The sequence below is a fragment of the Alcanivorax sp. NBRC 101098 genome (assembly GCF_001010505.1).
GTDB lineage: Bacteria > Pseudomonadota > Gammaproteobacteria > Pseudomonadales > Alcanivoracaceae > Alcanivorax > Alcanivorax borkumensis.
This window is the reverse complement of the sequence record NZ_AP014613.1, coordinates 71,382-95,925: the sequence shown is the minus strand read 5'-3', so window position 1 is coordinate 95,925 and position 24,544 is coordinate 71,382. Positions and strand designations below refer to the sequence as shown.

The following is a 24,544-nucleotide window of genomic DNA, read 5'->3' as shown; positions in this document are numbered from 1 at the left end:
AATCTCCATCACGAATAGGTGCCAGCGGGAAAAACAAAAGGCTACCATACCTGCGCCACGCCCCCGGCGTGATTTTGCCAACCCGATGGATGAGACATTGCCTATGGGCGAGATTGTACAGTCGGCATTCCGGCCACCACTATGGTTACGCAACCCCCACCTGCAAACCCTGTGGGGGCCCATGGGCCGCACCCTGCCGGAAGTCACGCGGCGCACGGAACGGCTGAACCTGAAAGACGGTGATTATCTGTTGCTAGACTGGGCCGGACCACAGAGCCAACCCGGGCAGCTGACGGTGATGTTATTACATGGGCTATCCGGGTGCAGCGACTCCCATTACATGCGCGGCATACAAAAAGTGTTGGCTGAAGCGGGAATCCGTTCTGTGGCCATCAACAGTCGCGGGGCCAAAAAACCCAACGACACCGCGTTGTGTTATCACGCGGGCGAAGTGGATGATGTGGATGCAGTGATCGACCATGTGTTCCACGAAAACCCCACTGGCCACCGCATTGCCATCGGCGTCTCTCTAGGCGGCAGCCGGCTACTGAACTGGCTGGCCCACCGGGACAACAACCACCTCAGTGCCGTAGCCACCATTTGTGCTCCCTTGCGGCTGGATATCTGTGCCAACCGGCTGGATCAAGGCTTGTCGAAGTTGTACCGCCAACACCTGTTAAAAAACCTTTTGACCAACTTCGAAAGGCAGAAAATCCATCTGGACAAGGTCAACCCCCCGGAGGCCAAACGACTACATCGCCTGAACATGAATAGCATCCGTTCGTTTTGGCGCTACGACGACCAGATCATCGCCCCGTTATATGGCTTTCGGAGTGCCTGGCATTATTACGCGCAATGCTCCGCGGGTCCCAAGTTGCTACAAATCCGCACCCCCACGTTGATGCTGCAAAACCGTGACGACCCGTTTATGACTCCACAAACGTTACCCCGGCAGGAAGAGCTCGGGCCAGCGGTGACACTGGAGGTAAGCGATTACGGTGGGCATGTGGGCTTTGTCGGCTACAAAAGCCAGCGTTACTGGTTAGAACAACGGCTATTAGCGTTTGTGCAAGGTTTCGGGATTCGCTGAGGCTCCACAGGCAGCCCTCAGCAACCCGAGGGTGACAGCTCAACAGCATGGCCCAGCAGCAACTCGCTGGTGTTATGGGCGGCTCGATAACGCTCTTTCATTTCCGCCAGGTGATCTCGAGCCTCACCTTTTAGGAAGGGCTCCTCGAGGCAAATAATCTGGTACACCCCATGACGCATCAAGCTCTCATCCAGCTCCTCATTAGCAGCAGCATCCGGGCGCAAACCATGTACCAGGGAGGCCCACGATGACATCAGCACCCAGGTATTGACCATCAAACCCTGCAGTTGCTCATCATCCAACGCCAGTATCCCGCTGCTACGCAGCTTTTCGTAAATCACGGTCCCGCGTACCAGAATGGCTTCCACAAACTGTTGATAACGTGTTGCTAGAGCAGTCTCCTCCGCGTGCAGAAAATGAGACAGGTCGCGGTGAAAAAATCGATACTGCCACATGGACGCCAACAGCCCCTCGAAATAATGCACCTTCACCTGCCAGCTCAACGGCCCCTGAGGCGCCTCCAACAAGCTCAGCAATTGTTGTTGGTAACGGTCGAAAAGCGCTGACACGATCACGCCTTTGTTTCGAAAGTGGTAATACAGGTTGCCTGGACTAATCCCCAGGGCCTCGGCAATGTGGTTGGTGGTCACGTTGCGCTCTCCTTGTCGATTGAACAAGACAAGGCTGGTTTCCAAAATGCGCGCTTTAGTGCTGGTCATAAGGGGCCAAATGTGGTCTTTCTGATACACGATGTTGACTCTTAGAGTAATTACTCTAAAAATCAGACTCAAGATTAATTTTTAATCACTCCATCATACATAACAATTCAACTAGGGAGGCGAGGACCATGGTCGCCGAAGTAAAAGATCTGCACAGAAATAACCCAGACATCGCCCGCTTGCAGAGCATATTCACTGCTCAAAAAGCCGCATACCGTCAGAACCCTTACCCTAGCGCCGAACAGCGTCTTGAGTTAATCAGCAGACTCAAGCCATTGCTGGTCGATCATGTTGATGCTTGGATCGACGCTCTGAACAACGACTTCACCACCCGTGCTGCGGATGAAACCAAACTCGCAGAAATCATGATGACCCTAGAAGGGCTGAAATACACCACTAAGAAACTACGCAAATGGATGAAGCCCTCCAAGCGCCATGTGAGCGCCATGAATTGGCCGGGCAAAACCTGGGTGGAATATCAGCCGCTCGGCGTGGTGGGCATTATCGTGCCCTGGAACTATCCGGTGCAGCTGGCGGTAGTACCGCTAATTACTGCTCTGGCCGCCGGTAACCGGGTGATGATCAAGATGAGTGAGGCCACACCTCGCACTGGCGCGCTGCTGGAAAAATTGATCACCAACATCTTCCCACAGGAACAAGTTGCCGTGATCAATGGCGAAGTGGATGTAGCGCAGGCTTTCTCTGAACTGCCTTTCGACCACCTCCTTTTCACCGGCTCCACGACCATTGGCAAGCACATTATGCGCGCGGCCTCCGCTAACCTGACTCCAGTCACCCTGGAACTGGGCGGCAAAAGCCCCTGCATCATCGGCCAGGACTTCCCCATGAAGGACGCGGCCGAACGTATCGCCTTCGGTAAATGCTTGAATTCCGGACAAACCTGTGTGGCTCCAGACTACATTCTCTGCCCAGAAAATCGCGTGCAAGAATTTGTCGACGCATGGAAAGCCCAGGTTACCCAGTCCTACCCGACCATGGTGAACAACCCGGACTTCACTGCCATTGTGAACCCACGCCAGCAAAAACGGCTGCTGGGTTATCTCGACGACGCCAAAGCCAAAGGCGCAGATGTAATTGAGATCAACCCGGCTAATGAAGACTTCAGCGGTAGCCAGAAGGTGCCACACACCTTGGTACTGAATGTGAACGACGACATGGACATCGCCCAAGACGAGATCTTCGGCCCACTGATGATTGTCGTGCCTTACAAAACGCTGGATGAGGCCATCGAATACGTGAACGACCGGCCCCGCCCGCTAGCGCTTTACTATTTCGACTGGAATCAGGACAACTGCAATCGTGTGCTCAAGAACACACACTCCGGCGGCGTATGCCTGAACGACACCATCTCTCATGTAGGTGTAGATGACATACCTTTCGGCGGCATCGGCCCGTCTGGCATGGGCGCTTATCATGGCCCAGAAGGTTTCCAAACTTTCTCTCAGGCCAAAGGCATTTACAAAAAAGGGAAGATGAACGCTACCAAATACATACTCCCTCCCTACGGGCGTAGTATCCATAAGCTCATCTACAAGTTCCTGCTGAAATAAAAGTAACCGTAGCTGCTATAGGAGCGTCGCTCATCGCGTCATTCAAACTTAACTAGGTGCCCGTTACCACAAAGAGCACCTAGTTAAGTTGGGCTATTGCGCCGCTCCTACACTACAGATAACGACTAATACAAAAAAAAGAGTGCGCAATGGATCAGGAATTCAATCGCCGCGGCTTCCTCAAGCTCAGCGCCGCAGGCAGTGCTGTGCTGGCTACCGGTTCCGGGCTGGCCCTGCTTACTGGTTGCTCCAGTAACGACGGACCTGCAACCGGCTACAAACACTTCCGCCAACAAGACGTCGACCTGCTTACCCCGCTGGTGGGTGCCGTGCTCGGCCCTGCCCTCACCAATGTAGGCGCTAGCGCTGAAGACGGCATGAAAGCCTTCGATGACCTACTCGAAGGCGGCATGCCCGGCACCCGGGCTGCACTATTTCAGGTGCTCGATCTGATGCAACTGGGTGCCGCCCGCTGGTATATAACCGGCACCTGGGCCAGCTTTGCCGATCAGAGTGAACAAGAAATTAAGCAAACCCTCACCGAATGGTCCGCCAGTGAGCGAAGCCTATCACGCATGGCCTTTAAAGGGCTGACCCAGCCGATCCATATGGCTTGGTATGTAAAACCGGCCGCCGCTCGCAGCACCGGCTACCCCGGCCCGCCCAAGAAAATTATTGCCTAACACGCGCCGCTTGCGGCCTTTATCGCGTGTACTGCTAGCCAAAGAAAAAGGATAATGCCATGCAGGACCTCACTACCCTTACCATCAACGTGAAAGACCCGTGGAAAAACCCAGCCAACGGCTGGGATGTTATCGACGGGCGCACCATCACCGACAACCGCACTTTAGAAGCCGATGTCATCATCGTAGGTACTGGTGCTGGCGGCGGCGTTAGTGCAGAAATACTCAGCCAGCGCGGCCTCAAAGTCATACTGGTGGAAGCAGGCAAACTAAAAAGCTCCGACGACTTCAAACTGGATGAAGGTAAGGCCTACCGTGACCTCTACCAAGAGGGCGCGCTACGCGCTACCAAGGATGCCGGCATGACCGTAATGCAGGGGCGCACGGTGGGCGGCACCACCGTGGTTAACTGGACGAGTAGCTTCCGCACCCCCCAGAAAACCCTGCAATACTGGCACGATGAATTCGGCGTACAGGGGCTTAGCCAGGCACAAATGGCTCCCTGGTTTCAACAGATGGAAGATCGTCTAAACATAGAAAAGTGGGCCATGCCGCCCAACGCCAACAACGACATACTGAAACGGGGCTGCGATGACAAAGGCTGGCATTCCGCCATTATCCCCCGCAACGTAAGCGGCTGCTGGAACATCGGTTATTGCGGCATGGGCTGCCCCACCAACGCCAAGCAATCCATGCTGGTCACTACCATTCCCAGCGCTCTAGATCACGGCTCCACACTGATTTACAGCGCTCAGGCCGACACCCTGATCATTGAGGGTGACAGCGTTACCGGCGTGCGAGTGCGGCCACTAAACGATGACAAAAAGCCTACCGGCGCCACAGTAACACTAAAAGCCAAAACCGTAATTGCCGCGGGGGGGGGCATTCAAAGTCCGGCACTGCTGATGCGCTCCGACGCCCCAGACCCGAACGGGCTAGTGGGTAAGCGTACCTTCCTGCATCCCACCACGTTTGTGTTCGGTCTCTACGATAAAGAAATCGCTCCGTATTACGGCGCCCCACAATCCATGTATTCCGACGAGTTCACGTTTAAACACGGAGTCGATGGCCCGGCGGGTTACAAAATGGAAATGATGCCCATGCATCCGGGCCTGTCTGGTGCATTAATAGGCGGATTCGGCGAACGAGCCCGGGAAGAAATCGAACATCTTCCCAACTTGGCCACCGCTATTGCCCTAATTCGCGATGGCTTCCATGAAGATAACCAAGGTGGCGCCGTGGAGTTGCGTGATAACGGCGAACCACTGCTCGATTATCCCGTCAATGACTACCTGCTGGAAGGTGCCAAACGATCCCACCTGACCATGCTGGAAATGCAATTTGCCGCTGGCGCCAAAGAAGTACGGCCCAGCCACGCTCATGCTGGTTACTACAAAAGCTGGAAAGCAGCCCGCGAAGGCGTGGCACAACTGGACTATGCCCCTGTCGTTACCGCGCTGGGCAGCGCCCACGTTATGGGCGGGCTAACCATGGGGGCTGATGAGAGCCGCTGCACCGTCAACAGCGACGGCAGCTACAAGCACCTGAACGGCCTCTATATCATAGACGGCTCCGTATTCCCCACCAGCATTGGCGCCAATCCACAACTCTCCATCTACGGCCTCAGCGCCCGCAATGCCTCAGCATTGGCCGATAAACTGAAAGGCTGAACCACCGCCATCATCCCCCTGCTACGTAGTTACCCTGCGTAGCAGGGACACGTCCTTACCCCTCTATGCGTGCTTTTTTCTCATTTTCCCTGTCAAAACCTCAGGAAGCAGGCGAAGCCACGCGCTAAATGAGGTATAAGTGCGGCATGAAAACCCCACAACGTTTACAGCCCCTGGTCGATGATGGACTCGTCGATGAGGTCATCAGCCGTCTGATGAGTGGCAAGGAAGCCGATATTTTTGTGGTTCGCTGTGGCCAAGAGATCCGCTGCGCGAAAGTCTACAAGGAAGCCGCCAAGCGTAACTTCAAGAAAGCCGCCCAGTACCGGGAAGGGCGCAAGGTACGCAACAGCCGACGCAGCCGTGCCATGGAAAAAGGCTCGAAGTTCGGCCGCGAACAGCAAGAAAAGATCTGGCAAAGCGCCGAAGTGGATGCCCTGCGATTACTCGCCCAGGCCGGCGTCCGCGTGCCCAAACCCTACGACATGCTCGAAGGTGTGCTATTAATGGAGCTGGTCACCGACGACGAAGGCGACGTCGCGCCTAGGCTCAGCGACGTTGTCATGTCCGCCGAGCAGGCCGAAGAAGACCACGCCCTAATGATGCAATACGTGGTTCGCATGCTCTGCGCCGGCATCATTCACGGTGACCTGTCAGAATTCAATGTCCTCGTGGACGATTATGGCCCGGTAATCATTGACCTGCCCCAGGCCGTGGATGCCGCCGCCAACAATAACGCCGAGGCCATGCTGTATAGGGATGTGGATAACATGACCCGTTACTACGGCCAATACGCACCATCACTGCGCGGCAGCCGCTACGGCCAAGAAATTTGGGCCTTGTATGAAAGCGGGGAACTGACACCAAACAGCGAACTCACCGGCCAGATGAATGATGATGGGCACATTGCCGATGTAGATGATGTATTGGCAGAGATTAAAGCCGCTTTTGAAGAAGAACAAGAACGCCGCGAACGCATTACCAACAACCACGACGATCCCTACGCCTAAGAAAGGCCGGGCAGGCGGCATTCCCTCACGCCTCCCGGCACAGCATCAAGAGAAGCGGTTAGTAGGCCCTTTTCATTTGCATAGCGCCAAGCAGGATACTTGCTATCCACTTTACGCAAACGTACGGGGAAGTCATCCCGGATGGTATCGGCTGACCTACTGTAACAAACCAACGACCAACGACAACTTCATCAACAGCAACGAATGAAGCACACCCTCGGCATGACCAGTAACAGCTTCATCTAAGTCGGCTTTCTGAGCCTCTTACTAAACACGAGAAAACCTCTGTAAAACATCGTACTTGCTCAGCCATCCATAAGCCCCCTAAATATTCTAACGCTCACGCAAAAGAATAATGTAGTAGTCAACTAATACCGGACAGTGATTTAGGTTTTTCCTCGGCCATGGCGGGTGCAATCCCGCCATTGTAGCTGTGAGGCCTGTGGTGATTGTAGTAACCCATTAGATAGTCACCGATATCTTTCTTTGCTTCGGGCAAGTCGCGGTAGCCCATCGTAGGAACCCACTCTGACTTTAGGCTTCGGAACAGCCTTTCCATTGGCGCATTGACCCAGCAATTGCCCCGTCGGCTCATGCTTTGCTGCATCCGATAGCGCCATAGACGCTGCCGGAACATGCGGCTGGCGTACTGGCTGCCCTGATCCGAGTGGAGCATGACTTTATCGGGTTGACCACGCTGTCCCCAAGCATGATCCAGGGCCTTTACCACAAGATCTGCATCCGGGTGGCTGGAGACCGCCCAACCAACAACCCGTCGTGCGAAGAGATCAAGCACGACGGCCAGATATAGGTGATATCTCCGCACCACACCTGATTAGGGCTTGCTACCGTAAACTCTCGATCCAGATGGTTCGGTATATCTGGCCGCTCTACTGTCGCCTGCTTGTAGGCATGGGGCCCGGGCTGCTTACAGATTAGTCCCAGTGCACGCATAAGACTGCGCACTTTGAACCGGCCAACTTTCTTCCCCTGCTCATTGAGAAGCTTTTGTATCGTGCGGCTTCCCGCTGAGCTTCTACTCTGCCTGAATAGACGATTAACCATCGCCTTCAGGGTCACACGCTCCGCATCAATGTAGTGGCGTCGCTGACGATACTAGTAGTAGCTGGAGCGGCTCACATCAAACGCCGTACAGACCGATTCAACAGGCTCCTCCTCACTCAACTGGTCTATCAGCGCGTACGATTCAGATCGTCCTACATCAAGAGAGCGGTAGCCTTTTTTAGTATGTTCTTCTCCCGTTCCAACCGATCGCAGCGGGCCTCCAGCTCCTGAATACGCCGCTGTTCAGGGGTAGGGCTTTGCCTTTGGGCGTGACCCCATGGCGCTCAGCTTCAAGCTGCTTCACCCTGCGCCGCAGCGCACTCTCGACAACACCAAGCGATACGCTAACCTGAGAAATTGTATAGCCTTGATCCAGCACTAGAATCGCGGCCTCCTGCTTGAATTCAGGAGTAAAGGAACGTCTTTTTCTGGTCATCTGGCACTTCGCTTAAGGTGGTAACTTTACCACCTACGTTGGTGTCCGGATTCATTAGACCACTACAGACATACCGCCAGCGGTGTATCGCCAGAAAGTAGAAAACCCTAGTTTAGAACTGTCTCACTAAAAGGGGAGTGGACAAAAAGATGATGGGCATAAAAAATGATTATGCGTTGCGCGTGTTGACTAAAAAGCAAGCCCTACATATACCTATTTCCCCTTACTTTATATAAGCGAATGCTTACATCAGATCGCCATTTCTGAGGAGCCTGCTCGCCTGCGCGGCCTATCCTATGGTGCCTACACGCTCCACACACACAGCTAGGCACACCTGCAACTCTGTCACTGCATCAGGTATGCTTGCGGCACAACAGAGGGTATCCGGCTATACCCGGGTACAGTTTCTACCGTGACAAAGCGAGCCTCAGCATGACCAACCGCGTAATTTACCCCGGCACCTTCGACCCGATTACCAACGGCCACCTGGATCTAGTGGAACGGGCCGCCAAAATGTTTGATGAGGTCGTGGTAGGAATCGCTGCGAGCGAGAAAAAAGGCCCACTCTTCTCTCTGGATGAACGAGTAGAGCTAACCCAGAGCGTGCTCTCTCACCTTCCGAATGTGCGAGTCACCGGATTTTCCAAGCTACTGGCTCATTTCTGTCGTGAAGAAGGCGGTAACATCTTGCTACGGGGCCTGCGGGCCGTCAGTGATTTCGAATACGAGTTCCAGCTGGCCAATATGAACCGCAAGCTCGCTCCGGAGTTGGAAACGGTTTTCCTCACGCCGGCAGAGCACCTGTCTTTTATTTCCAGCTCACTGATTCGTGAGATCGCATTGTTGGACGGCGACGTGAACAACTTTGTGCCACCACTGGTGGCCGAGGCGCTGGAAGAGAAACGCAAGGCGCGACAGAATTAGAACATCGCGACCCGCTTCTAGCGGCACCAGAGTGCTGAGGCGAGAGCAGGGCCTAAAGTCAAATCATCCACCATAACCGTGTCGTTGCTTGTTTCAACGCCAATAACAATGCAGGAAGCTTCCTGTGGGAGCGCCGGTTAAAGCACGTCTACCAGGGTATAGCTGAATACACGGAGGAATCCCCATGCGCCATCTGCTTTCGCTCCTGCTGCTAATTACTATTACCGCCCAGGCCGCCGGGCCAGGCAAGAGTGCGGTTGCCAGTGCCCATCCACTGGCAACTCAGGCTGGGCTGAATATTCTGGAGCAGGGCGGCAATGCCTTTGATGCGGCAGTCGCGGTGGCCGCCACTTTGGCCGTGGTCGAACCCTATTCTGCCGGCATGGGCGGCGGTGGCTTCTGGCTGCTACACCGGGAACAGGATGGCTTGCAAACCTTTGTAGATGCCCGCGAAACGGCTCCCGACGCGGCCACCGCTGCCATGTACCAAAACAAAGAGGGTAAGGTGATGCGCGACTGGGCAGTAAACGGCCCCAGCGCTGCCGGCATTCCCGGCCAAGCCGCCGCTTTCGTCCATCTCGCGGACAATTACGGTAAGTTGCCGCTCACTTCCACTCTAGCCCCCGCTATTGCTTTGGCCGAACACGGCTTCCATGTAGAGGAGCATTACCGCAAATTAGCAGGTTACCGGAAAGACGTGCTTAACCGCTTTCCGGAAGCCGCCGCTATCTTCCTGCACAACGGCAAGGTGCCGCCCAACAACCACCTGATCAAACAAGCAGATCTTGCCCGGGTACTCAGAGCCCTCGCTGAAAAGGGAAACGCGGGCTTTTATCAGGGCGAAGTGGCCAAACAGCTGGTAGACGGAGTGCAACAAGCTGGCGGTATCTGGACACTGGACGATCTTGCTAACTATAAGGTTGTAGAGCGCACCCCCACCGTCAGCCAGTTCCGCGGGGGCCGGGTAATCTCAGCCCCACCACCGTCGTCTGGCGGCATCGTTATGGGCGAAGCGCTCAATATTCTCAGCCAACTCAACGACGGCAACACCGCAGAAATAACCCCGCACCTGGCCATCGAGGCCATGCGCCGCGCCTATCAGGACAGGGCACGGTATCTTGGCGACCCGGACTTTGTGGATATACCTGTGGATAAGCTGTTGAGCATAGGCTACGCCAAGCAACGCGCCAGCAGTATTACTCTCGACAAGGCCACTGCCAGCAGCAGCCTGGGCGAGCCCGTCGGCGTAGAAGAAGGCTTTCATACCACCCATTTTTCGGTACTGGATAAAGACGGCAATCGAGTGGCCGCTACGCTAAGCATTAACCTGCCATTCGGTAGCGGCTTTGTGGCCCCCGGCACCGGCGTTCTTCTCAATAACGAAATGGACGACTTCTCCGCCAAACCCGGCAGCCCCAATGCCTATGGCCTGGTCGGCAGCCAGGCCAACGCCATTGCCCCCGGCAAGCGCCCCCTGTCATCCATGACCCCCACCTTCGTGGAGTTCGACGACCGTATTGCCATTCTCGGCACCCCCGGCGGCAGCCGCATCATTTCCATGGTAATGCTGGCCGTGCTGGAAGCCAGCAACAACAAACCAGTGGAAGACTGGGTCAACGCAGTGCGCTACCACCATCAATACCTGCCCGACGAAGTGCAGGCGGAGCCGGCATTCATCGACAGCCAAGCCGCAAAAGACTTGGTACGTAGGGGGCATAAGGTGGTTTCCACTGGCCGTAACTACGGCAACATGCAGGCTATACTGTGGCGCCAAGATAGTGGCGAGGTCACCGCTGCCAGCGACCCACGAGGGATCGGTAGCGCCGAAATTCGAGCCCCACATTCATCCAAGGAGCAATCAACAGAGTAGAGGCAAAGCGTTAACTTAATCCTAGGCCAGCAGGCTTTTCTGCCCTCAAATGGAGGTTCGCGTGGACGCTAATGTCACCCTACACCCCCTGAATCAGGGCTTTGCTAACGATCTGTTTACACTCACCAACAGTAATCGAAACTTCCTGCGCGAATGGTTGCCTTGGCTGGATCAGGTGTTAACGGTCGACGACACAAGACACTTCATTGAAACCGCTGAAAAAATGGCCGCCACTGGTGACGCCCACTCCTTTGCCATTGTTCATTTGGGGACTGTATGTGGCGTCACCGGGTTCAATAATATCAACCAACCTCATCACACAGGATCCATCGGGTACTGGCTCGCGCAGACCCACACGGGTCAGGGCATCGCGACAAGTGCGGTCAGGCAACTCCTCAATATTGGTTTCACAGAATATACACTCAACCGGATCGAGATCCGCTGTGCGCTGAACAACAGGCGAAGTCGAGCCCTGACGGAACGATTGGGTTTTGTGTACGAAGGAACGCTCAGGCAAGCCGAATGGCTTTACGACCGGTTCGTAGATCAGGCGCTCTACGCGTTACTCAAATCCGACTATCGACCATAAATTCGACCGTCGAAAATGACCACACCCTAAGCCCTTACCCACGGCCCCGTGGCCCTTATACTGCAGCAAGTGATCCGCTGGTACTCTTTACCGCTAACTTACCGCCTAGCGAGTTACAGTCTGACAAGGTCGCCTTTATGCGATCTCTGCTCAATACTGCTCTCCCGTTGATGCAAGCCCCATGGCTGGCCAGCAACCGGGCTAACCATACCATCTGACCGCAATATTTTCTGAGCGCCCCACACGGGGGATAGTCAACCGTCTAATGCATGAGTTAGGCTACTTTCCGGACATCGCGCCTGCCTTTTCACTAGCCGGCAACGCCATTGGCCCATTGCGCACAGCAGCAGAAGCGCTGTGCAGCGGTAACGCCTGGCTAGCCGATGAGTTTTAACGGCGGATAGACACAATGGGGGAGGCTTATCTCCTCTCATCCTAAGGCTGTCGTCAGCCGTGCTATGGCCCCATTTAACCTTGTGAGCAACTTGGCAAGCGTCAGAATCAACACCCTGTTTACTGCCGCGCCTGGCAGTGTGAATCATCTCCGTCCGCTTGCCGGACGTAATAGGAGCAACCACCATGCAACGTATCGAAATTCACAAGACCTTTCCGTTTTCCGTGGACAAGCTGTTCAACTTTCTCAGCGTGCACGAAAATCTGGAACTGATTTTTGCCCCGGCCAAGATCAAACGTATTAAAGACGGACAGGACAGCCCCAACGGGGTAGGTTCTACCCGCAAAATGCAGATCCTGATCGCGCCACCGTTCGAAGAAACCGTCACCAAGATAGTGCCTAACGAGCGCATTGAATACGCCATCACCAAGGGCAGCCCTCTCAAGCACCATAAGGGCGTCATGCGCTTTTCCGAAGCCGCCAATGGCGGCAGCAAGCTGGACTACACCATCGAGTTTGAAGGCAAGTTGCCACTGATCGGCCCGATCATCAAAGCCGGCCTGGGCCAGGCTATCGGCCGAGGGCTGAACAAGCTAAAGCTGTAAACCGCACCCTGTAGGTCAGATTAGCCACAGGCATAATCCGACATTAGGCAATGAACTCGGCAGCAGGCTGCCGGGTTCCGCCGCTTCACGGCTAAGCCGACCTACAAACGTTTCTCTAAAACCCGCATAAAAAACCGCCGACGCCCTTGCTTGTGCAGACATCGGCGTTAAACCGGTTATTTTTTGGTGTTTCAAGGCGGGTTAGCCGTAAGGGTCACCCGCTGAACCTTCTCAAAATTTATAATCGAACCGTACATTGGCCCCACGTGGCGCCCCGTAGAACGCCTGCCCAACGTACAACGAGTTGTAATATTTTTCGTCCGTCACGTTGTTCACGTTCAGGGTGGTGGTCAGGTGTTTGGTCCAATCGTAGCTGGCCATCAGGTTCACCAACGCATAGCTATCCTGGGTGGTTTTCGGTACGCCACCCGTGCCGCCCCGGTAAATGCTGTCCTGCCAGCTGACCTGCACACCGGTTTTCAGTTTCTGGAGGGCGGCGGGACGATAGGTGGTAGACAGGCGGACAATTTCCCGCGGGGTATAGGTGCGAATTTCATCGCCGTCCTGGTCTTCAATTTCCAGCCAGGTGTAACCACCGGCTAATTGCCAGCCGGGCAGAATTTCACCGCTAATTTCCCCTTCATAGCCAAAGCTTTCCACATCCACACCGCCGTAATAAGTATCAGGGCCGATCATCCCAGCGGCTTCTGCCAGGTTTTCCTGATCTGTTCGGAAGGCAATCAAGGCAGTATAAATCCGACCATCCTTCCATTCGGATTTCAGGCCCAGCTCTTGAGTTTCACCAGTTACTGGCTCCAGGCGCTGACCGGTAATATCTTCTTCGGTTTGTGGGTTAAAGATTTTGGTATAACTACCATAAACAGAATGTACTTCATTCAGGTCATAGATAAGGCCGATGTAAGGTACGGTTTCGCTGGCACTAGCATCCTTACTGCTACCATAACCCTGACCTTCACTGGTCACATCCACATAGCGGGCGCCGCCGATCAGGGTTAATGGATCAGCCAGGCTCAAACGCGTCGCCAGATAAGCACTGCGATAGCGGTCATCCCATTTGCTTGCACTAGTGGAAGCATCAAATAGCGGTTCAGGATAGCGTCCCCCAAACGCCTGCTCAGGCATTAGCGCCGTGCCAATCCCTCGCCCATAATTAGACGTCTCTTGAATACGGCCTTTTGCATAGTTAGCTCCGACCACCATTTCATGGACACGACCACCAACCTCAAACGGGCCTCGGGTGTACAGGTCAAAAACCCGCTCTGTAACGCTGTCTTGGTAGTAACTGGGGTAGGCGTAAAGGCCCGTTTCATCCTTGTTGGGTGTGCCGTACACATAGAACAACTTGGATTCACCTTCCATCTTGCGATAGCTAAATACCACCTTGGCTTCCCAGCCATTATCAAAGCGTTGCTGCAGTTCGGCGAACACAGATTCGGTATTGTTATCCCAGTATGCCCAGTCTGCAGCGGTACTGGTTTCCACATCGTAATCGGTTGGGCTGCCGTCGGCATAATAGAGCGGCAGTGAGCCCCACATGGGGCTATCTGCATTGCTGTTTTGGTAGCTATAACCCAACGTGAACAGCGTTGAATCAGTCACATCAGCCTCAACCACCCCGTAGAAAACACCACGCTCATTTTCATAACGGTCCAGATAAGAATCACGATTCTGATACGCTGACACCATACGACCACGGACCCGCCCATCCTCAGTCAGGCTGCCGGAGGTATCCACTTCAACACGGCGGTTATCCCAGGAGCCATAGCTCGCGGAAAGTGTGCTATGGGCATCTAGTGTAGGGCGCTTGCGAACATAATTGACGGTGGCGGAAGGATTGCCCAAACCGTTCATCAAACCATTGGACCCGCGCACAATTTCCACCCGTTCAAACAGGCTCGTATCCGTATCTCCATTAACGATTTCGTAGGGCAACGGCATGCCCAGTCCGTCGTACTGGTAGTTGGTAATTTCAAAGCCGCGAGCGTTGTAATACACCCGATCGGTTTCCACTTGGTCAACCACCACCCCAGGTGTAGCCGCCAATGCTTCGCTCACCGACACGATCTGGAAATCATCCATCAAGGTCCGCGACACTACTGAAACCGACTGCGGCGTTTCCCGACGGGTCAGCGACAGCCCGGTGGGTGCGCTCAGCGGGGTTTTCGGCTGGTAGCTTTCCGAAGTATCGGCAAGCGTGCCTTGGTTTGCTTCTTCATTCACCGTTACTGACGGAATTTCATGTACGTCATCGTTACCGGTTTCCACCTCCGTTGCCGTCGAAACCAGTGGAAATAGCAACAGTAAGGCCGCCAACGGGCGGCCCCAAAAACGTGCAGAAGTGATGATCATGATCGTGCCTGTAGTTGTCTCTGCATCCCGGACCATCGCCAACCGCTACTAACATACCTTGCGCTAGCGCGAGCGACCGGACTCAGGAACAGATGATAATGCAGGCGCGAACCATTCTCAATTGCCTCCTGTTTTTTGGCCTGCTTTGCCCTCAGACAATAACGATTGCAGTTCAGCCCTCCCTCTCGCGTTGGTTTCCACTAACATCTCCATGTCCGCGCGATGTTCAATCTGTTCCAGTAACAGGCGCTCATCCAACTCCCGAAAACTGCGCACCAAATCAATGGCCGTGGACTCAGGCACCCCTAACTGCATTAACGTCAGGCGCGCACTCAGCAGGGCGGATTCAAAGCTTTCTCGAATCACTTGCTCCACTCCAAGGGCATGCAGCTTGTAAGCGTGATAGCGGTCACGGGCACGAGCCACGATGGTCACATTGGGGAAATGGTCGCGCACCAGCTCTGCGGCTTTCAAAGAAGCGTCCACATCATCCACGGCCAGCACCAGCACCTTGGCCTGTCCCAGCCCGGCGTTGTGCAGCAGATCTAGCCGGGTCACATCACCGAAGTACACCTCATTACCGTAACGACGCAGCAAATCGATTTCGTCCGGGTCCGAATCCAGCGCAGTGAAGGGGATCTGGCGCCCCACCAGAATCCGGGCAGTGATCTGCCCGAAGCGACCTAGCCCAGCAATCACCACCTGGGGGTGGTGATTGCTGGGCATGTCTTCTTCTTCCAGATCCTTGCGCGGTGCCTTGCCATCCGCCTTAGGCCACAAAAGCGTTACTAGTTTCAGCAACAACGGGGTACAGGCCATAGACAACGCCACCACCAGATTCAGCTGCCCGGCCAGAGTGCTATCGAGTAAATTCAACGTCTGAGCCTGAGTCAGTAGCACAAAGGCAAACTCACCGCCCTGGCTAAGCAGAATGCCGAACATGACGGTACTGCGCCATTGCGCTCCACGCAGTCGGCTAATGGCGACCAGTACCAGCCCCTTTAGACCCAATAACATAACCAAGAACAACGCGATGTTGCCCGAATGATCCAACAGCAGACGCAAATCCATGGTCATGCCGATGGCCAGGAAAAACAGCCCGAGCAACAGACCCTTGAATGGCTGGATATCGGTTTCCAGCTGCTCCCGATACGGCGAATTGGCCAGCAGCACACCCGCCACAAAAGCCCCCAGCCCCATAGACAGCCCCAGGTGTTCCATCAACGCCGCAGAACCCAACACCAACATCAGTGCACTGGCGGTCATCAGCTCCCGGTTACGCAGCTTGGCCTGCCAGCCGAGCCACGGGTTCAACGCATACTTGCCCGCTAATACCATCGCCGCCAGCGCAACGAGGCCTGCCAATAACTGGGGGCTATCTTCACCCGCCTGGGCCCCGGCCAGTAACGGCAGCAATAGCAGAATCGGGATCACAGCCAAATCCTGAAATAACAGAATGGAAAAGGCTGATCGCCCCTGAGAGGTACCCAGCTGGTTGGTTTCCACCAGCATTTGCACTACAAACGCCGTGGAGGACAGCGCGAGGGTGGCCCCGATCGCCACGCTTTGATGGCTATCGAAGCCCAACAAATAAAAACCGCCGGTCAATAGCAAGGCACTGAACACCATTTGGCTGGCCCCCAGCCCTACCAGCCGCTGGCGCTGCGCCCATAGTTGCTGCGGGGCCAGCTCCAACCCGACCAAGAACAGCATCAACACCACCCCCAACTCGGCAAAATGCAGTACATCGTTACCGCCACTAACCAGCCCAAACCCCAACGGCCCTACAGCAATGCCCGCCGCCAAATAGCCCAGAATGCTGCCCAGCCCCAGCCGTTGGAACAACGGCAACAACACCAGTGTCGCCCCCAGCAACACCAGCGCCTGCGAGAAAAATCCGTCCACACCGCTCTCCTTTTTGTCTTAGCTAATGCTAGCGGATTTCGTTTGTTCACGTTGTTAAAGGCATTTAGCGCACGTTTTGCACCATAATTGCCCAGGGAGCAGCAAACCCTTAGTCTTGCGCTCTTTTTCTGCCCTGGATTAGTGCGCACCATGAGCAAGCAAAGCGATCAGCTCCGCCAGCAACTAGTGGGTGGCGTGTTACGGCAGCTGCATCTGGAAGCCATGAGCGAACGCTTTAATCCCCGTGTGGTGTTGGCACTGTTTAATCTCGTCAATGGTGGCCTGAGCATTGCACTGATCGCCAGTGTGGCGCTGGTTACTCAGCAAGCGTTTATCTTTCCCTCCCTGGGCGCCAGCGCCTTTCTGTTATTTCATCTTCCCTTGGCGGAAGCCGCGTCCCCCCGCAATGTGCTGTGCGGCCATCTGATCGGCGCACTGTGTGGCTGGGCATCGTTATGGGTATGCGGGCTGCATGATGCGCCAGCCGCCTTCATTACCGGGGTAGAATGGCCCCGTGTGGTGGCGGCAGGGCTGTCATTGGGCATGGCCAGTGCATTGATGATCCTGTTTCGGGTGGCTCACCCCCCGGCCGGCGCCACCGCACTGATCGTGTCGCTGGGGCTAATGCATGAGCTGCAACAACTGCCGGTGTTGCTTAGCGCCGTGGCATTACTGGTTGCTCAGGCTTTCGTAATCAACCGGCTTGCCGGCATTCCTTACCCATTGTGGAAAACCCCTCAACCGAACACCTAATACCCCGCGCCCCGACACAATGAGAATGATTCCGTTTTATGCTAGGCTGCGCGGCATTGTCAGCCCGGTTGGATTCTGCATGCGCGCATTACTGGTTCTACTTCACCGCTGGTTCGGTCTCTTCATTGCCGCTTTTCTGATTATTGCCGGCTTGACCGGAGCCGTGATTTCTTGGGATCACGAATTGGATGAATGGCTTAACCCGCATCTTTTTACAAGCCAGAGCCAAGGCGAGCCACTGCCCATGCTGGAACTGGTCCGTCATGTGGAAAACGCGGACCCGCGAGTCCGGGCCAGCTTCTTTGCCCTAGAAGCAGAGCCGGGCCATAACGCCGAAATCTGGGTGGATGCCAAAGTAAACCCGGACACCGGGCGGCGCTACGAACTGGGTTACGACCATGCCTTCGTAGATCCGGTTACCGGCGAAATCGTCGGCAAACGCGAATGGGGGAAAATCTCCCTGCACCCGGAACACCTGATGTCGTTTCTGTACAAGCTGCATTTCACCCTGCACCTGCCGGAATGGAACGGCATCAACCGCTGGGGCATCTGGTTGATGGGTGCCGCCGCCATGGTCTGGTTATTCGACACGTTTATCGCCATGGCGCTGACTCTGCCGCGCAAACGCCGCACCCAGAAACCGGCGGGCAAGAGCTGGCTGCAACGCTGGAAACCCGCCTGGATGATTCGCCGCGGCGCGGGCGCCTACAAACTGAATTTCGACCTGCACCGGGCCGTCGGCCTGTGGACCTTCGCTTTATTGTTGATGCTAGCCTTTACCTCATTTTCCCTAAACTTATACCGAGAAATCTTTTACCCGGTCATGTCTATAGTGTCCGAAACTACCCCCGGGCCGTTTGAAACACGCACGCCCACCGCATTGCATGACCCCGTAGAACCCCAGGTTAGCTGGCCTGCATTGTTCCAAAAGGCTCGAACGCACGCGGACAATCGCGGCTGGGACGAGCCCATTGGTGACACCTTCTACAGCGACAATTTTGCGGTCTTCGGGGTGCGTTTCTACTACCCAGGGGAAGACCACGATAGCGGCGGAATGAAGGTGAAGAGCCTCTATTACGATGGCCGCAGTGCCGCTTTAATTGGTGAGGAAGAGCCCTGGGAAGGCACCGTCGCGGATGTCTTCAGCCAACTACAGTTCCCCCTGCATTCTGGTCGCATCGCCGGCCTACCTGGGCGCATTATCGTCTCAATCATGGGCATTGCGGTCGCCATGCTCTCCATCACCGGGCTGGTAATCTGGTGGAAGAAAAGAAAGGCGAGGGTAACGAGCAAGCGTCGTAAACAAGAAGCAGCGATGGCGGCTACCACCACGCCTTGAGCATTGCAGCAAGCGTGTCACTCCAAGGGCCGGACAAACGCTTTTACGTTGCTGCCTAGGGTTTCACTCACTCCCACGCTGCGGTTCGCAGCTAGGGAGCATCGCCCACGAAAGAATAGAGGTATGTTTGCCCAAACAAAAACCCCCGCGTTTGCGGGGGGGTGTGTTTACCACTTGAGGGGAGCGTCCGAGGATCCCGGCGTCGCAGCCTGGCCAGCGGGTGACGCCAACGAACGTTGGGCCTGCTTGTCCGAGCGTACCCGGTCACCTACTTGCAAAGGGCTCGCTTCACCTTCTACTCGAGCAATGCCGTAGTCGGTGCGTACATCGCTCACCTTAAGGGTGGCCAAGGCTTCGCCTTCCAACTTGATGGTCATACCGGTATCCGGGTCTTTCATTTCCCCGGCAGGACGATACACCTTCATGATGCCGCCTTTCTCCAAACGCCCTTGGCCCTGGCTCAGAAATACCGCCTCACCATCAACTTTAATCACCTGCACCGGATAAAGCACGTCAGTGGCATCACCGGCAATGGCGCGGGCAATTTCCGGGTAGATCTGATCGGCTAAACGCTCCGGGTGATTACGGTCGTCGATGTTGAGCTGGCGGGCAATCTCACGGATAACCGCTTCTGATTTGTCCCACTCGTAAAGATCGCTCCACAGAATTTCCGTGGTAGTGGTGTCGATAAGACGATAGCGGACCCGCACATAGGGGGCGTAACCACCCATCTTAGCGCCGTAGAACGCTTGCGCGCTGTCGCCAATCTGGAAGTCTTCAATGGTACCCACCAACAGCAGATCCGCGCCCTTACGCTGACCCAGCCGTGCCATTTCTTCCGGGGCGATGCTGCCTTGGGCCACCACGCCCAACTCTTCATCGACATCCGCAAGGTAGGTACGGTCCAGCACCCGGTAGCGACTGGACTGGGAAAATGCCATTGTTAGGTTATCTTGAAGTTGATGCTGCACTTGGCTCGCGGGCACCTTGATATCACCGAGATCATAGCTGCTTTTGGCGCTATCAAAAGTAGCAATGGCAATGCCTGGCAAGTGAGAGCGGTCCGGGCCGATAGTCTTGGGCCGCAGGATCTCCGCTTGGATCTGCGCCTGCCAGATACCGTCATTTACCTGCTTCACTGTCTGGACCTGGTAGGTTTTTATGTTACCCAGCGTTGGCAACTGCGGCTCCGGCACCGACGTCTCTTTGCCCTGCCAAGTAGACACATCTCCCTTTTGGTTGATCACCCATTCATACACATTTGTGCGGAAATTAGGATCCACCGCCAAGGTCACACCACCCCCCTGACGCACAACCGCGACCAGGGCATTGGTCATGGCTTGCTCCGGGTTATCGCCATACCCCCGCGCTGACACGGAAACGGTTTCGGTCATCGCATAGCTCAAAGACGAACAAAGCAGCAGGATAAGAAAAAAGGGAGAGAAAAGACGTTTGATCATGAAAGATCTCCTTGCCAATAGCGGCAACCGCTCCACCACTTATATCACGAATAAGGCCGGCATGAACCGGGAACAAAGCGTATCAATAACGCCGTTCCCGCGCACCCCAATAACGGAGGCAAGCCTCCCTGCCTCCAACCGCCTCGGTAGAACTAGGCGTGGGTTGCCGTAGTCATTTGCCACCGCAAATACCGTCGCTTTACAGGCCGAACAGGCTTTTGGATTTGGTCTTGCGGATTTCTTTCTCGTTCGCCCACTCAATGATACCGGTCTGGATGTTGAGCAACTTCAGGGTGAATTTGTAATACACATCTTTGGTGCTGCCATCACGCTTCACAATGGAAGAAAAGTTACCGTACATCATGAACTCAGCGCCGATTTGACGACCCATGGCCGCGGCAGTGCTCTGATCCACCAGGCCGGAATCACTCTGGTAATCCAACTGTTCGCGTACACGATTAACCACCGTCATGTCGGCAAAACGAAATTTACCGGAATTGATCAGCTTGGACTGGATGGTATCTGTGATGGATTCCGTGTCCACATGCTCGGTGGTCTTGTTCTTGATGCGATCGACAAAGACCACCGGGCGACGGCTCTGGGTCATCTGCACAATGGGCGGGAACACCAGCATGTCATCCACCATCTTGCTGGCAATCATCTGCAGGTCAGTGGAACCGAAGTCGGTATTCACGGTTTCACGGCCTTGGGCATCACCATAATCCACAGTGGAACAACCAGACAGCACCAATGCAGCGCCGAGCATCATCATTGAAAATAAACGTACCATTCTTATTTCTCCTTGTTCCTTGTTGCGTCAGCTGGGCTGACCGTTATTCCTGCACCCAGATTTCGAAGCGCACGGCGGACGGGTTGGGGGACACCCCCTGCACACTGTTCTGGCTACGACCGGCCATCACCACCTGCCGCCAGGGCTGGGCTTCTGGCTCAAGCTCGAAACCGTCGGCATCAAACCATTTGAACTTGTATTGGAAGTCGAGCTGGAATTTCCAGTCGTTTTCCAATACAGCCTGAACCTGAAGCAAATCGCCAACGCGCTTTTGACGCAGGTCTACAACGGAAATGCGGCTGGAGAGCAAGCTATTGCTGGAATGCACCTTAGTGACGACTTCGCCGTCTTCGGTTACTTCCATCTGGCCTTTATTGCTGGCGGAACATGCCGCCAGCACCAACGCTACCAGTATTGCCAACATCGGGCGTAAAAATGTCATAGGGGACCCTCCTGAACGGGTAATATGCGAGTAATCAACTGGCCAGGTACGGCCACTGCATGAATCACGGTGAGGCCCCGGCGCACGACCGGAACCGTCAGCGTTCTGTTACCTGCCGGGGTACTTAGCACTAATACGTGCTCACCTTGAGGCAAGTGAAGTCGGGTAGCCTGAGCATAGGCTGGCAAGCTCAGCCAGCTGCGACGGTCGGCCTGCTCACTAACCAAATTATAAATCTGAGTGCTCAATGAGCCTAATAGGCCGAAGTTGTCGTTGGCCTGTTTTTGCATGTTGTATTTAGCCGTGGCCCGCAGCGTCTGGCGTACCAACATGCCGGGCATGCGCTCTTTCAAATCTTTCGCGGCCAAGCCGCCCACATCCGCCAACACCACGGTTTCGCCCAACGGCTGGCTAGCGCTGTCGAGCACTCGCAGGCTGTCCGGGCGTGGCTTGCTGCTAATCGCATAGGTCGGGAATGCCACGGAAAACACCCCGTGGACAGTGGGAATCGGCAGGGAGAACTCTTCCCGGGGTTGCACAAAGCCCTGTTCATAGAGCACCGCCACCATGCCCTCATCACTGCCACTCCGAGCCTCTGGGTTAGACACCCGTTCCACGTCTTCCTTAATCATATCGATGCCGGAATGGATCTCCAGCGCTTTCTTGTAATCGACCAAGGCATCGTTATATTCACCATGCGCCTCCCAGAACAAGGCAGACAGATAGAAGGTCCAGGCATTCTGGAAGCTGGCTTTAACGTCACCGGCTACCGCATCAATACCCTCGAAGTAACCATCGAACTGGGACACGTCCACGTCGTTCTCTTGCGCCTTTTCCTCAGCCTTAGCGATTTCCTTTTCCCGTTTGCTGGCCGACACCCGCTGCTCCAGTGCCGCCGCCCGCAATTCTACAGCGGTGCCGGTGACATCGTTTTCAGCCCAATAATTCATGGCCTGATAGGCACGGGTAAAGATGCGCTCGTAGTCCGGTGCCACATAAGGGCGGGCATTATCGTTGGTGAGCAAAGAGGTGCCGCTGGCGGCTAGAGAGGACACTTGGATTTTCGCGCTGGCGTCTTCAGCATCGTATTTGGACACCGCATCGGCAAAGGCATTACGGCTGACCTCACCCTGGCCATTGAGCTGCGCGACCCGGCCTAACTCTTGAAGATACAACACGCCATCGCCCCCGGCGGTGGCTTTCTCCAATTTCTGCATGGTCCCCAAACTGGCAGCCTCATTCCCCAATGTGGCTTTCCATTTTTGTGCCTGGCTGGGGTAAGAGACGAACAGGGAGTTCGTGGCACACCCACTCAGCGTTGCCAACAACGCCACCCACAGGCATCCCTTCCTTAATAAATTCATGGTCTTAGTGTACGCCCCAAGAAAAAAGCCGAAGCAGGCAAGTTAGCCTGACTCCGGCTTTTTGTCGAGCAGTTCACATATCGCCGGCACAATATGCCGGCGCATGTATACCGCAAGCTCTATGCCCTAGAACAGCACCCGGGTACGAATGGTGCCGTCGATAGTGCGTAGCTTTTCCAGCGCCAATTGGCTGTAGCCCTTATCCACATCAATAACCACGTAACCAATCTCTTCGTTGGTTTGCAGGTACTGGCCACAAATGTTGATGCCATTTTCGGAGAAAACCGTGTTGATCTGAGTCAGCACGCCGGGCACGTTCTTGTGGGTGTGAAGCAGGCGGTGCATATCTGGATGCGGGGGCAGAGCCACTTCCGGGAAATTCACCGCACCTAAGGTAGCGCCGTTGTCGGAATAACGGATCAGCTTTTCGGACACTTCCGTACCGATGTTGACCTGGGCTTCCTTGGTGGAGCCACCAATGTGCGGAGTCAGAATCACATTATCGAATTCGCGCAGCGGGCTGATGAACTCGTCATCGTTACCTTTCGGCTCTTCCGGGAACACATCGATGGCCGCGCCCAACAGGTGGCCGTCGTTCAGGGCCGCCGCCAACGCTTCAATGTCGACAACCTTGCCGCGCGCATAATTGATCAGGTAACCCTTGGGCTTGATCGCACGGATCTGCTCTTCCTGAATCATCCAGCGGGTATCAGCAGTGTCCGGCACGTGCAGGCTCACCACATCAGACTGGGCCAGCAGATCAGTGAGAGTACCCACCTGCTCAGCGTTACCCAGCGGCAGCTTAGGTACCACGTCGTAGAACTTTACTCTCATGCCCATGGATTCAGCCAACACGCTCACTTGCGCACCGATGTTGCCGTAACCCACGATACCCAAGGTCTTGCCACGGATCTCGTAACTGTCCTTGGCAGACTTCAGCCAGCCACCACGGTGGGCAACCGCATTCTTTTCCGGAATGCCGCGCATCATATTGATGGTGTGAGCAATCACCAATTCCGCCACCGAGCGGGTGTTGGAGTAAGGCGCGTTGAAAACCGGGATACCACGCTTCAGGGCGGCCTTCAGGTCTACCTGGTTAGTGCCAATACAGAAACAGCCAACGCCAATCAGTTTTTCCGCTGCCTCAAACACCTCTTCGGTGAGCTGGGTGCGGGAGCGGATGCCAACAAAATGAGCATCCTTGATTTTGGCAGTCAGGTCATCCCCGGTGAGCGCGGTGGGCAGCAGCTCCACATTGGAGTAACCATTCGCTTTCAGGTTCTCCACGGCGTTTTCGTGGATGCCCTCGAGCAGGAGAACGCGGATCTTATCCTTCTCAAGAGAAGTATCGGCCATGATTCTGTCTCGGTAGCCTGTGAAATGGGCGCGTATGTTAACATAGCGCGCTCAAATTGAGAGCAACCCATGCTGTACTTCTGCTCAAGTCAGCGTGAACCCGTTTCAACCCCCCGGTTAAACCCGTTCAGGAGACCTG

Annotated in this window: 22 protein-coding genes; 11 read left to right on the top strand and 11 right to left on the bottom strand. The window is 55.2% G+C overall.

Annotated features, from left to right (window positions below; genetic code table 11):
• Window positions 1–103 precede the first annotated feature (103 nt).
• Window positions 104–1,090 carry a YheT family hydrolase gene (locus AS19_RS00445; RefSeq protein ID WP_035461625.1) on the top strand — a complete coding sequence of 329 codons (987 nt, stop codon included), beginning with the start codon at window positions 104–106 and terminating at the stop codon, window positions 1,088–1,090.
• Between the two features lie 17 nt (window positions 1,091–1,107).
• On the opposite strand, the gene AS19_RS00440 is transcribed toward AS19_RS00445, so the two are convergent.
• Window positions 1,108–1,809 (bottom strand): TetR/AcrR family transcriptional regulator, encoded by a 702-nt coding sequence (locus AS19_RS00440; protein WP_011587386.1) that lies wholly within the window; start codon window positions 1,807–1,809, stop codon window positions 1,108–1,110.
• 128 nt (window positions 1,810–1,937) lie between these two features.
• Here AS19_RS00440 and AS19_RS00435 point away from each other — a divergent pair, with 128 nt between their 5' ends.
• The 4 genes from AS19_RS00435 to AS19_RS00420 all read left to right on the top strand — a co-directional run bounded on the left by AS19_RS00435 (window position 1,938) and on the right by AS19_RS00420 (window position 6,743).
• Window positions 1,938–3,380, top strand: coding sequence for a coniferyl aldehyde dehydrogenase (locus AS19_RS00435; protein ID WP_011587385.1), 1,443 nt, complete (start codon window positions 1,938–1,940; stop codon window positions 3,378–3,380).
• 149 nt (window positions 3,381–3,529) lie between these two features.
• The gene (locus tag AS19_RS00430; protein ID WP_046961602.1) at window positions 3,530–4,063 is read left to right on the top strand and encodes a twin-arginine translocation signal domain-containing protein; all 534 of its coding nucleotides are present in this window, start codon (window positions 3,530–3,532) and stop codon (window positions 4,061–4,063) included.
• 59 nt (window positions 4,064–4,122) lie between these two features.
• Window positions 4,123–5,733 (top strand): GMC family oxidoreductase, encoded by a 1,611-nt coding sequence (locus AS19_RS00425; RefSeq protein ID WP_046961601.1) that lies wholly within the window; start codon window positions 4,123–4,125, stop codon window positions 5,731–5,733.
• Window positions 5,734–5,879: 146 nt separating this feature from the next.
• Window positions 5,880–6,743: a PA4780 family RIO1-like protein kinase gene (locus AS19_RS00420; RefSeq protein ID WP_035461587.1), complete on the top strand. Its 864-nt coding sequence runs from the start codon at window positions 5,880–5,882 to the stop codon at window positions 6,741–6,743.
• A 364-nt stretch (window positions 6,744–7,107) separates the two neighbouring features.
• On the opposite strand, the gene AS19_RS14270 is transcribed toward AS19_RS00420, so the two are convergent.
• The 3 genes from AS19_RS14270 to AS19_RS14260 all read right to left on the bottom strand — a co-directional run bounded on the left by AS19_RS14270 (window position 7,108) and on the right by AS19_RS14260 (window position 8,244).
• Entirely contained in the window at window positions 7,108–7,569 is a 462-nt protein-coding gene (locus AS19_RS14270; protein ID WP_255352973.1) for an IS3 family transposase, read from the bottom strand.
• Window positions 7,467–7,808 carry an IS3 family transposase gene (locus AS19_RS14265; RefSeq protein WP_255352995.1) on the bottom strand — a complete coding sequence of 114 codons (342 nt, stop codon included), beginning with the start codon at window positions 7,806–7,808 and terminating at the stop codon, window positions 7,467–7,469. Before AS19_RS14265 ends, AS19_RS14270 begins: the two co-directional genes overlap by 103 nt.
• A 178-nt stretch (window positions 7,809–7,986) precedes the next feature.
• A complete protein-coding gene (locus AS19_RS14260) occupies window positions 7,987–8,244 on the bottom strand; it encodes a transposase (protein WP_255352972.1) in 258 nt (85 codons plus the stop codon).
• Between the two features lie 432 nt (window positions 8,245–8,676).
• On the opposite strand from AS19_RS14260, the gene coaD reads away from it, so the two are divergent.
• The 4 genes from coaD (at window position 8,677) to AS19_RS00390 (ending at window position 12,626) form a co-directional block, all read left to right on the top strand.
• Window positions 8,677–9,168, top strand: a complete 492-nt coding sequence (gene coaD / locus AS19_RS00410) for a pantetheine-phosphate adenylyltransferase (protein ID WP_035461592.1) — start codon at window positions 8,677–8,679, stop codon at window positions 9,166–9,168.
• A gap of 184 nt (window positions 9,169–9,352) precedes the next feature.
• A complete protein-coding gene (gene ggt / locus AS19_RS00405; RefSeq protein WP_046961600.1) occupies window positions 9,353–11,038 on the top strand; it encodes a gamma-glutamyltransferase in 1,686 nt (561 codons plus the stop codon).
• Window positions 11,039–11,099: 61 nt separating this feature from the next.
• Window positions 11,100–11,627, top strand: coding sequence for a GNAT family N-acetyltransferase (locus tag AS19_RS00400; RefSeq protein WP_231860888.1), 528 nt, complete (start codon window positions 11,100–11,102; stop codon window positions 11,625–11,627).
• 579 nt (window positions 11,628–12,206) lie between these two features.
• A complete protein-coding gene (locus AS19_RS00390; RefSeq protein ID WP_041704560.1) occupies window positions 12,207–12,626 on the top strand; it encodes an SRPBCC family protein in 420 nt (139 codons plus the stop codon).
• Between the two features lie 231 nt (window positions 12,627–12,857).
• On the opposite strand, the gene AS19_RS00385 is transcribed toward AS19_RS00390, so the two are convergent.
• Both AS19_RS00385 and AS19_RS00380 read right to left on the bottom strand, forming a co-directional pair.
• A complete protein-coding gene (locus AS19_RS00385) occupies window positions 12,858–14,996 on the bottom strand; it encodes a TonB-dependent siderophore receptor (RefSeq protein ID WP_046961598.1) in 2,139 nt (712 codons plus the stop codon).
• A gap of 117 nt (window positions 14,997–15,113) precedes the next feature.
• A complete protein-coding gene (locus tag AS19_RS00380; RefSeq protein ID WP_011587373.1) occupies window positions 15,114–16,901 on the bottom strand; it encodes a monovalent cation:proton antiporter-2 (CPA2) family protein in 1,788 nt (595 codons plus the stop codon).
• Between the two features lie 150 nt (window positions 16,902–17,051).
• Here AS19_RS00380 and AS19_RS00375 point away from each other — a divergent pair, with 150 nt between their 5' ends.
• Entirely contained in the window at window positions 17,052–17,654 is a 603-nt protein-coding gene (locus AS19_RS00375; RefSeq protein WP_035461600.1) for an HPP family protein, read from the top strand.
• A 79-nt stretch (window positions 17,655–17,733) separates the two neighbouring features.
• On the top strand, window positions 17,734–18,993 hold the full coding sequence (locus tag AS19_RS00370; protein ID WP_046962252.1) for a PepSY domain-containing protein: 1,260 nt from the start codon (window positions 17,734–17,736) through the stop codon (window positions 18,991–18,993).
• 167 nt (window positions 18,994–19,160) lie between these two features.
• Here the strand turns inward: AS19_RS00370 and AS19_RS00365 are convergent, their stop codons facing one another.
• From AS19_RS00365 to serA, 5 genes are all read right to left on the bottom strand, one after another.
• Window positions 19,161–20,453: a CsgG/HfaB family protein gene (locus AS19_RS00365; RefSeq protein WP_046961597.1), complete on the bottom strand. Its 1,293-nt coding sequence runs from the start codon at window positions 20,451–20,453 to the stop codon at window positions 19,161–19,163.
• Between the two features lie 199 nt (window positions 20,454–20,652).
• On the bottom strand, window positions 20,653–21,243 hold the full coding sequence (gene lpoB, locus AS19_RS00360; protein ID WP_011587369.1) for a penicillin-binding protein activator LpoB: 591 nt from the start codon (window positions 21,241–21,243) through the stop codon (window positions 20,653–20,655).
• A 43-nt stretch (window positions 21,244–21,286) separates the two neighbouring features.
• Complete coding sequence (locus tag AS19_RS00355; RefSeq protein ID WP_011587368.1) at window positions 21,287–21,685, bottom strand: YcfL family protein; 399 nt, start codon at window positions 21,683–21,685, stop codon at window positions 21,287–21,289.
• Window positions 21,682–23,049: a COG3014 family protein gene (locus AS19_RS00350; protein WP_011587367.1), complete on the bottom strand. Its 1,368-nt coding sequence runs from the start codon at window positions 23,047–23,049 to the stop codon at window positions 21,682–21,684. The genes AS19_RS00355 and AS19_RS00350 overlap by 4 nt, the downstream gene beginning before the upstream one ends.
• A gap of 126 nt (window positions 23,050–23,175) precedes the next feature.
• Window positions 23,176–24,405 carry a phosphoglycerate dehydrogenase gene (gene serA / locus AS19_RS00345; protein ID WP_011587366.1) on the bottom strand — a complete coding sequence of 410 codons (1,230 nt, stop codon included), beginning with the start codon at window positions 24,403–24,405 and terminating at the stop codon, window positions 23,176–23,178.
• Window positions 24,406–24,544 lie beyond the last annotated feature (139 nt).